General features: G+C 39.1%; 6 protein-coding genes. 4 read left to right on the top strand and 2 right to left on the bottom strand.

Annotated elements, in window-relative coordinates:
* Nucleotides 1-316: 316 nt before the first annotated feature.
* From NT175_09545 to NT175_09530, 4 genes are all read left to right on the top strand, one after another.
* Nucleotides 317-1507, top strand: a complete 1191-nt coding sequence (locus tag NT175_09545) for a hypothetical protein (GenBank protein ID MCX6234947.1) — start codon at nucleotides 317-319, stop codon at nucleotides 1505-1507.
* Between the two features lie 11 nt (nucleotides 1508-1518).
* Entirely contained in the window at nucleotides 1519-1896 is a 378-nt protein-coding gene (locus NT175_09540) for a hypothetical protein (protein ID MCX6234946.1), read from the top strand.
* Nucleotides 1897-1908: 12 nt separating this feature from the next.
* Nucleotides 1909-3552 (top strand): PQQ-binding-like beta-propeller repeat protein, encoded by a 1644-nt coding sequence (locus NT175_09535; protein MCX6234945.1) that lies wholly within the window; start codon nucleotides 1909-1911, stop codon nucleotides 3550-3552.
* 132 nt (nucleotides 3553-3684) lie between these two features.
* Nucleotides 3685-4392: an outer membrane beta-barrel protein gene (locus tag NT175_09530; GenBank protein MCX6234944.1), complete on the top strand. Its 708-nt coding sequence runs from the start codon at nucleotides 3685-3687 to the stop codon at nucleotides 4390-4392.
* Between the two features lie 20 nt (nucleotides 4393-4412).
* On the opposite strand, the gene rpoN is transcribed toward NT175_09530, so the two are convergent.
* Both rpoN and asnS read right to left on the bottom strand, forming a co-directional pair.
* Complete coding sequence (gene rpoN / locus NT175_09525) at nucleotides 4413-5918, bottom strand: RNA polymerase factor sigma-54 (protein ID MCX6234943.1); 1506 nt, start codon at nucleotides 5916-5918, stop codon at nucleotides 4413-4415.
* A gap of 119 nt (nucleotides 5919-6037) precedes the next feature.
* Nucleotides 6038-7489 (bottom strand): asparagine--tRNA ligase, encoded by a 1452-nt coding sequence (gene asnS / locus NT175_09520; GenBank protein MCX6234942.1) that lies wholly within the window; start codon nucleotides 7487-7489, stop codon nucleotides 6038-6040.
* Nucleotides 7490-7641: the final 152 nt, after the last annotated feature.

The raw sequence follows: 7641 nt of genomic DNA, 5'->3' as shown, positions 1-7641 counted from the left end.
GGCGTAGCAATGCCTCCAACAATAAGAATAGAATGAAATTATATATACATAAGCTATATTTGTGGTGCCAAAAGAAATTTTGAAGCTCTTATTTTGTTACTAATGAATGATATACAAAATTCAACTGTTAAAGATGAGTTTTACTAATAATTTGCATTTCACTTTAACTTTTGTTAATCTTGTATTGGAATTGCGATAACATTTTCAACAACGACCATTACAAAACACACTTCGTAGCCTGTTACCTCCAATGATTTATTTTCGTAAATATCGGCGATGTTATATTGACATTCTCTCCCAATAAAACTAAATGAATATGAGTAGCCCAGTTATTACAGATCCTATAAAAACATTGCACTTGTTAAAAAAATCCTTTGTCCTGATCATTTTTTTCGGATTTACCCTGATAACCTATCATGGAGTATCTCAGCAAATTGATGTTGAATATGAAAAATTTCAGGTAGATGGCATCCAGAACCACTTTTCGTGGATCGATCTGTCACCTGATAATCAAACTCTGGCCATCAGCAGCACACAGAGTTATCCGCTCTATCTTTTTGACTGGCAAAAACGGGAGTTGATCAATACATTTGAGGCAGGTGACTGGTTTGCAGGGCCCAGGATAAAGTATTCACTCTCGGGTAAACTCTTACTTCTTCAACAGTTGTATTATCTCGATTTTGCTCCGAACAAGGACCGTGAGGTCAATTTTGAAATCCTTGATGCGCAGACCGGCAAAAAAATTATAACCTTTCAAAATTACCATGACGCGGTTATTTCGCCTGACGATAAATATGCCATAACCCTGAGTGGCAACGAGGTTTCATTCTGGAATTTAAACACACAGGAAAAGGAAGGATCATTCGAAGTCCCCGAAGCCACCAATGCCATTGCAATCAGCCCTGACGGAAAATACCTGGCGATTTCGCATAAAACTGATGCCCGGGAACTGAAAAGTGATCCCAGGTATAAAAACAACAAGAAGAATCTCGATATACTCATCGATTATAAACAGCAGATCACCCTTTTTGATGCAAAAACTTTCGAAAAGCTGTTTACTGTCGATGAATTTTATGACATCGTGTACAGGCTGATATTCTCAAAGGATTCACAATATCTTTTCTGTCACAGTGTTCCCAACACGAAACTGCAAAAAAAATCCAATCCAAAGGAAGGTTATGTTTCAGTCATTGACGTGGCAAATAAGAATCCATTGAGGATGATCTTTCCGACAATCACTTATTATTTTGAACCTGACTTCAAATTAAGCTCTGACATGAAACTCTTTGCTATTAGTTCATTTAATAAATATACAGAGGTGCATATCTATGATTTTGAAACAGGCCAGATGCTTTACAGGTTTCAAGTGAGTTTCAGGATAATTGATAAGGAGAAAGGAGAACGGTTATCACTAGATGCAAGGGTGTCGTTTGCCTTCCTGCCGGATAACAAGTCAATGATCATCACATCGGGAAACAGATTAGTACTCTGGAAGTTTGAAAAATAAAAATTCGGATTATGAAACCATTGGTATTATTTTCTTTGTTTATCCTGACCATAACATCATTTGCACAAAAACTGGAAATGATCGAGGATAAAGACCAGATAATCCAAAGAGCAAGATTGGAACTGGATAGTGCGATGGCCCCGGGAGGTGTACTTTATACATTCGGGAAAGAAAATGGTATTCAGGGGATGTTTACGATCGACATGACGATACGGGGAAGGGGTGAAGTTGCGACCGTTTTTATTGTCAATAGTGATAGTGACAATTTCCCGAACCAGAACAAGTTGAAAGACCGCCTGAAGATGTTTAAATTTAATTTTAAAATGCAGAAAGATAAGTCATATAAATTTCAATACATTTTTAAATTCGATGTCATTCAAACAAATTAAAACTATTTAATCATGAAAAAACAGATGTTTACTTTAATCGCAACTACATCGCTATTATTTAGTTATGCACAGGAGGAAATGCCCCTCGTATGGGAACAAAAAATGGAGCATAAGATTGAATATAATGGAACCGGAACAGAAGAAAGGGGATACAGCTATGCTGCCTCTGCCAAGGAAATTACTTTTTTTGACAACAACACCGGACAAACCAAATGGACTGCTGCTTTCAAAGAAATTGTACCAAAACTGTCGAAGATCGATGAGCTAATTCCGTTCTGGGAATCAAACATCCTTTTCCTGTTTGACCGTAAAATGGGCAAAGACCAGATGGCATGCGTGGACATGGAAAGTGGTAAACTGCTGTGGAGTACCGATAAATACCAGGATGTTTCGGATGACAATTTAGTATATATACCTGAAGATGATGCCTTTGCTATCTCATTGAAAACAATGTTGGTTTACATTAAAGCACGGACAGGTGAAGAAAAGTGGTCAACATCTAAATTCAAGGGTGTTGTCGGGAAATATGTCTATATGTCGGATGGATATATGGTAGCTGTGAACTTCGTACCCGGCGGGCTTGGCGCCTTATTCACCGGCTTTAAAAACCAGATCGCTAAATTCAACATGAGCAATGGTGATATTGTGTGGGAAAACACATACATAGGCCGGGCAGAACGAAAGATCGTATCACGCGATTTCATCTATGACCTGGATGTTGAAAATAACAAGGTCTTCCTTCGCCTGAACGGGATACAGGTTTATGACTATAATACCGGCGCTAATCTGTATTCTGCTGCATTTGATTTTACACCCGATATCATCGGCAAGCCGATAAATGCAAAAAAGTTCGGTGTATATGGAGCTGTGGCTGATCCCGTTGTTATAGACCAGGACCTGTATGTACTGGATATGATGAATAAAAGAACACAGTATATAAAAAAGTACGATCTGAATTCAGGTAAACTTCTGTGGACTTCACCTGAAATTAAAGAAGCCAAAGCAATTCCACATATGATGGTTGAAGGTGATAAGATAATCCTGCAAATCGGTGGAGCCGTTGAGTGTCAAGCTGTTATTAAAAAGGAATACACAGTGAATAATGTCACATATTATTATTGGGTTTATAAAATATATTACAAGAATGTGAAACCATGTGGGGTGCAAGCATTCAACACCAAAGACGGATCACTTGCCTGGGATTCGGAAAGGTTCAGGAAAGGGATTACAAATGGTATAATGATAGATAATCAGTACTACATTTGCAGCGGAACAGCCCTTTATAAAATGGATGCAAACACAGGTAACGAAATGTATGAAGTACCTATCAGTAATGCCGGCGTGGGCAATGCAACACTCATCTTCCCATATCAGAACAAGATTGCCATGTTTGGTGAAAAAGGGGTGGCCATATACAATACCGAAAAAGGTGAATTAATGTGCAGTGGCAAGTATAAAACGTCAGATGTCGCCGACATGTTCGATAATATCGTCATCATGGAAACCGATAACGATGACATTGCTGCTTTTGACCTTAACACGTGCAAGTACCTGCAATTCAATGCAAAAAAAGGTGCCATTTCCGATTTGAGTACTGACGGGCAGTATGTGTATGTTTATGAAAACAAAGTAGTCAGTAAATTGAAAACAAAATAAAAAAGAATGGGGATTCTTTCCCTGCTTAAATTGGGAAAGAGTCCCTTAAATATTATACAAAAAATGCTGATGTTCTGAAATCAGGATGTATTTAATAGTAAATTTGTTCTTTATAATCAATCCTGATCATTCATGAAAAGAATCATTATTTTCCTGTCCCTTTTATCCTTGTCATTTAATGGTTTTTCGCAAATCATTGACGAGGCCGGCAAAAGAAAAATCACTACCGGATTTGACCTATTTACTGATATCTGGATGGATAAGCCAGCGGGAATGAAGACTTCAGCTGTCAACAGGGGTTTTAACATGTTTTTCTTATATAACATACCATTTGGAGAGACAAATCTAACCTTTTCCCCGGGCATCGGACTGAGTATACATAATATGTACAGCAATTCTCTTCTGATCACAGATACAACCGGCACTTCGGATTTTGTTCCTTTTAAAACACTTTATCCTGACCTGAATTACAAAAAGAATAAACTCACAGTCACATATTTTGATATCCCCTTTGAGTTTATTTACAAAACAAGGAGCAACCTGAGGTTTTCAGCAGGATTTAAAGTGGGTTTTTTACTCCAAAGCCACACTAAATACCGCGGTAATGATTATCTGAATGGAAATACTGACGAGCTTAAAGTCAAGTTTTTCAGATTAAATAATATTGATGATTACCATTATGGAGTTACTGCAAGGATTGGCTGGAAGTGGATCAATGCTTTCGGATATTACTCTCTTTCAAAATTATTCACAAAAAACTGGGGGCCTGAGATGTATCCGGTATCGGTAGGTATATCTATTATTCCTTTTTATCCTGAGCCCTATAAAAAGAAACAATAGATTATCAGGATTATTAATTCTCAGGCGAGTTCCCTTCTAAGCCTGGCAACCGGAATATCAAGCTGCTCACGGTATTTTGCCACTGTCCTGCGTGCAATATTATACCCCTTTTCCATAAGGATTTTCGTCAGCTGGTCATCTGTGAGCGGTTTCTGCTTCTCTTCACTATCAATACAATCAGTCAATATTTTCTTTATTTCTCTTGTAGAAACCTCTTCCCCACTTTGATTTTGTAAAGATTCGGAAAAGAAGCTTTTAAGCAGGAATGTACCAAATGGAGTCTGAACGTATTTACTGTTAGCTACACGTGAGATTGTCGAAATATCCAAACTGACAATTTCAGCAATATCTTTAAGAATCATCGGGTGTAGCTTGGTTTCATCACCGGTGAGAAAGTAATCTTTCTGGTATTCCATTATGGCATGCATGGTGACATAAAGGGTATTTTGCCGCTGCCTGATTGCGTCGATAAACCATTTTGCCGAGTCTATCTTCTGCTTGATGAACATGAAGGCCTCTTTCTCATTATTGTTTTTTTTCTTGCTGTGGGCATAGGTTTCCAGCATATCGAGATAGGTTCTGCTCAAACGCAATTCAGGAACATTCTTTGAGTTAAGAATGAGTTCGAGCCCTCCGTCCTTATTCTGGATAATAAAGTCAGGAATAATATAGAAGTTGCTTCTGGATACTTCAATGAGAGAATCGCCAGGTTTGGGATTTAATTTCAGGATCTCTTCAATGGCGCCTTTCAGCTCTTCTTCGGTTATTCGGGCCTTATGAATGATCTTATCATAATGCCGCTTTGTAAACTCGTTAAAATATCTTTCGAGAATGAAGGCAGCATGCTGTAATGCAGGTGACTCGGGATGCTCTTCTTTTTTTCTTTTCAGCTGAATTAAAAGACATTCCTGCAAGTTTCTGGCTCCAACGCCGGGGGGATCGAAATCCTGAATGACCAGGAGCACCTCCAGTATCTCCTCTTTTGTTGCTGTAATATTCTGAGAAAATGCCAGGTCATCGGCCATGGCTTCGATGCTACGCTGTATATACCCTGAATCATCCAGGTTCCCGATAATAGTCAATGCGATGCTTTGCTGTTTTTCAGTCAATGCTCTCATACCAATCTGCGAGATGAGATACTCCTGAAAGCTGACGGTGGATATGAAGGGGATCTCGCGTCTTTCATCATCCGGGCTTGTGTTGTTTTCCTGTAACCTGTATGCCGGGATCTCATCCTCATCCATGTAATCAGTTAAACTAAACTCTTCACTATCGCGGTCATTTTCTTCCTTATCCTTATCTTCATCAGAATCCTCAAAATTATCGATGGGCTCATTCTCTTGTGTTTCATTTTCTTCTTCGGAGTCAGCAGTATCCAGAGTTTCATCCAGTGCAGGATTCTCTTCTATTTCCTGCTTTATTCTTTGCTCAAGAGCAACAGTAGGTATCTGCAAAAGCTTCATCAGCAAAATCTGCTGAGGCGATAGTTTTTGTAAAAGCTTCTGCTGTAATTTTTGCTGGAGCATAGGGTGACCTGTTTCCTTTACTACAAAAATATAATAAAATTTTCTATTATTAAAACAGAAAATTATTAACCTCACCCCAATTCCTGTCTTTTGATGGAGAAAGGTTTAAGGGAGAGGGGTCAGAATTCCGCATTTTTAGGAGTTCTGGGAAATGGAATTACATCTCTGATATTGGTCATTCCTGTGAGAAACAACATAAACCGCTCAAAGCCAAGGCCAAATCCGCTGTGGGGTACAGTGCCAAATTTTCTTGTTTCAAGGTACCACCATAAATTGTCTTCTGAAAGGTTTAGTTCTTTGATCCTGGAATACAGTTTCTCATATGATTCCTCCCTTTGCGAGCCACCTACGATCTCACCGACCTGAGGGAACAGTACATCCAATGCCCTGACTGTTTTTCCGTCATCGTTCTGTTTCATATAGAAGGCTTTGATGTCCATGGGATAATCCCTCAGGATGACAGGCTTTTTAAAGTGTTTTTCAACAAGATATCGTTCATGTTCTGATTGAATATCTGCGCCCCATCCTTCAATTATAAAGGAAAACTTTTTCTTTTTATTGGGATTTGACTGGATAAGAATGTCAATCGCCTCAGTATAAGTAATCCTTTCGAAGGTGTTATCGAGGACAAATCTCAATTTTTCAATGAGCTCCATGGATGAGCGTTCCTCCTGCTTCTTAAGCTTTTCTTCATCTTGCTGGCGTTTACTCAGGTAAGCCAGGTCATCATAACAATTATCCAGGGCATACTGTACGAGATATTTCAGCATGGACTCTGCCAAATCCATGTTGTCGTTATTATCGGCAAAGGCCACCTCGGGTTCGATCATCCAGAATTCCGCCAGATGTCGTGATGTATTGGAATTTTCAGCTCTGAAAGTAGGTCCGAAAGTATAAACCTTTGTCATTGCAAGAGCAGCCAGTTCGGCTTCGAGCTGCCCTGACACAGTAAGATTGGTTTCACGGCCAAAGAAATCCTGTGAGAAATCAATCGAGCCATCTTCCTTTCTTGGCAGATCCTTCATATTCAAGGTCGTCACACGGAACATTTCACCTGCACCCTCAGCATCAGAAGCTGTAATAATCGGTGTATGTATGTTATAAAATCCTCTGTCGTTGAAGAATTTATGTATCGCAAAGATCATGCTGTGCCTGAGCCTTGTAATAGCTCCAAACGTGCCGGTACGGAAACGTAAGTGAGCAATCTCCCTCAAAAACTCAAGCGTGTGTCGCTTTGGCTGGAGGGGATAAACATCAGGATCTGCAATACCCAATATGTCCACTTTTTCTGCACTAAGCTCAATATGTTGCCCACTACCGACCGATTTCACCAGAACACCGGTTACCGAAAGCGCAGCACCAGTATTGATGGGTGCAAGATCTTCCTCTTTGATTTTCGTCAGGTCGGCAACGACTTGCATATTATGAATAGTTGAACCATCATTAATTGAAATAAAAGCGACATTCTTACTGATGCGTTTCGTTCTGACCCATCCTTTAATCGTGCATACTGTATTATAATCATTGGATGCTAGTAATTCTCTAATACTTTTATTCTTAATATCCTCCATAATATCCGGTATATAATTTCAAAGTGCAAAAATAAAGACTTTTATATTACAACGTATAAATGAACATGGCTCCCACGTCATTAACATGACTTTGACCGGGTCTGGAAAATTAAAGTCCATAACGGAAATCCACATCTGTGATAAACGGTATG

This window comes from Bacteroidota bacterium, from assembly GCA_026391695.1.
GTDB lineage: Bacteria > Bacteroidota > Bacteroidia > Bacteroidales > JAGONC01 > JAPLDP01.
The sequence above is the reverse complement of the archived record's forward strand: the minus strand, read 5'-3'. Positions and strand labels throughout refer to the sequence as shown.